This window comes from Paraburkholderia sp. CNPSo 3274 (assembly GCF_024206475.1).
Lineage (GTDB): Bacteria > Pseudomonadota > Gammaproteobacteria > Burkholderiales > Burkholderiaceae > Paraburkholderia.
Window position 1 is genome coordinate 1 of record NZ_JAMBPR010000194.1, and the last position, 2,173, is coordinate 2,173.

At 56.0% G+C, this 2,173-nt stretch carries 1 protein-coding gene and 2 pseudogenes; 2 read left to right on the forward strand and 1 reads right to left on the reverse strand.

Going from position 1 to position 2,173, the window contains the following annotated elements; translation table 11 throughout:
• Window positions 1–193 (reverse strand): annotated as a pseudogene (locus tag M3I54_RS44035) (IS256 family transposase); the annotation flags it as partial.
• A gap of 798 nt (window positions 194–991) precedes the next feature.
• Between M3I54_RS44035 and ltrA the strand changes: the two are divergent.
• Window positions 992–1,942, forward strand: coding sequence for a group II intron reverse transcriptase/maturase (gene ltrA / locus M3I54_RS44040; protein WP_254346666.1), 951 nt, complete (start codon window positions 992–994; stop codon window positions 1,940–1,942).
• 76 nt (window positions 1,943–2,018) lie between these two features.
• A pseudogene (locus M3I54_RS44045) lies at window positions 2,019–2,173 on the forward strand (IS5/IS1182 family transposase); the annotation flags it as partial.

A 2,173-nucleotide genomic window follows, 5' to 3' on the forward strand; every position in this document is an offset into this window, starting at 1 on the left:
CCGCCGGATAACCCAGATGGTGTCCAAGTTCGGCACCCAGCGCCCGCTCGATCAGCGCCTTCTTGAACGCGGCTGAAGCGGCGTGCACCGCTTCGGCGGTCATGGGTCCCTTCACGAACTGGTCGATCAGCTCCTTCGGAATGGACGGTAACGCTGTCTGCGCTTCGGTAGTTGTCTTGGGTTTGCGTGGCATACATGCTCCTTGAGCTACATGTTATGCCTTGAACACAAAATCTATGACAGACCCGCCGATTCGGCTCGTCGCAGAAGGAAACCGCCTCTTCGGCACGGTGGACGACGCCTTGACAGCAGGATTTGGTGCCGCACAGCATGCAATAGACGATAGAGCTGCCCCTTGACGGGCGCTCTTATCTACGGCCGAAAGGCGCGGCACGTTTTCATTCATAAGTGTTTTTTCGAGAAAATGAGCGCCTTATGATAAGAAAAGTTATCTTTGTGTGTCACGAACGCAGGCGAAAGTCTGCGATGCTGTACTGAAGATGGGAGCAGGCCTCCCGAAGTCGGCTTTCAGGAGCAGGCTTCAAACCGCCCGGTGCTGCTGCGTCCAAAAGGCGTGGTGGTGAGCGACCGGGGAAAAGTCACCCGGCTAGGGTGGCAGGTACGTGTTGAGCAGATGAGCGAAAGCAAACCGTCCGACGACGCATCGTTAGTTTTCTATAAAGCGCTGTCAAAACTGGAGTCGAAAGGTAGCTCCAGGATCAGTCGGGACGACACCTGATTACGGACCCGATGGCAGCCGGTGTATAGGCGGCATGAACTCAATACAGGCTTTGGTATGGAACGTGAGAACCTTGCTTCGAATGCAAAGGGAAATGACAAATGGCAGACACCATGAGGAAGAATACCGATGTCGGAGCGAGGGGCGGAGCTGCCCGTAGTAGTGTTGAAGCCTTTGTAATGAAGGTGGAGCGAAGGGGCGGCGTTATCCTGTTGACGAAGGTCGCCAACCTGCACTGCGGGGATGAGTGACATGACATCAACGAAACCGTACAGCATTGCGAAACGGGTGGTGTGGGAAGCGTACCAGTTGGTGAGGGCTAACCGCGGGGCTGCGGGCGTGGATGATGAAACTATCGCCATGTTCGAGCAGAACCTTTCGGGAAATCTGTACAAGCTGTGGAATCGGATGTCGTCGGGGTCGTACTTCCCGCCACCGGTGAAGCAGGTTGAGATTCCGAAGGCCAAGGGCGGCACGCGACAGCTGGGGATTCCCACCGTATCTGATCGGGTGGCGCAAAGTGTGGTCAAGCTGATGATCGAGCCGACCCTTGATCCGATATTCCATGAAGATTCGTATGGGTATCGGCCGGGAAAGTCGGCTAAACAGGCGATTGCCGTGACGCGTACGCGTTGCTGGAAATACGACTGGGTTGTTGAGTTTGACATCAAGGCGGCATTCGACCAGATCGACCATGCGTTGCTGATGAAAGCGGTGCGACGCCATATCAAGGAGAGCTGGATCCTGTTGTACGTCGAGCGGTGGCTGACTGCGCCGTTCGAAACTGCGGATGGGGCAAGTTTGCCTCGCACGCGGGGTACACCTCAGGGCGGCGTGGTCAGCCCGATCTTGATGAATCTGTTTATGCACTATGCGTTCGATAGCTGGATGCAGCGGACATGGCCGCAATCGCCCTTTGCACGTTACGCCGACGACGCGGTGGTTCATTGCCGTAGTCTGGCAGAGGCGCAATCCGTGATGCAAGCGATTGCAGCACGGCTGGGAGAGTGTGGCCTGACGATGCATCCGGAGAAGTCGAAGATCGTGTATTGCAAGGACAGTAATCGCACTGGCACTCATCCGAACGTGCAGTTCACGTTTCTCGGTTTTACGTTCAGACCGAGAGCGGCATCGAACAAACACCGACGGCGATTTACTAGCTTTCTGCCAGCGGTGAGCAGCGATGCCTTAACAGGTTGCTGAAGTACCGCTGAAACATGTCATCGCGCAGAGTTCGTGAAGCGTTGATAGATGAACCACCACTTACCCACTGGAGATCATGCGCGGCGCCGACACTTTCACCGAGAGTTTGTTTTCCGTGCGCAAGCTGGACGACTTCGTCCCCAAGTCGCATCCGTTGCGTTCGATCCGCGTAATGGCGAACGAAGCGCTGGCGAAGATGGATCGACTGTTCGCCGAGATGTACGAAGCGGA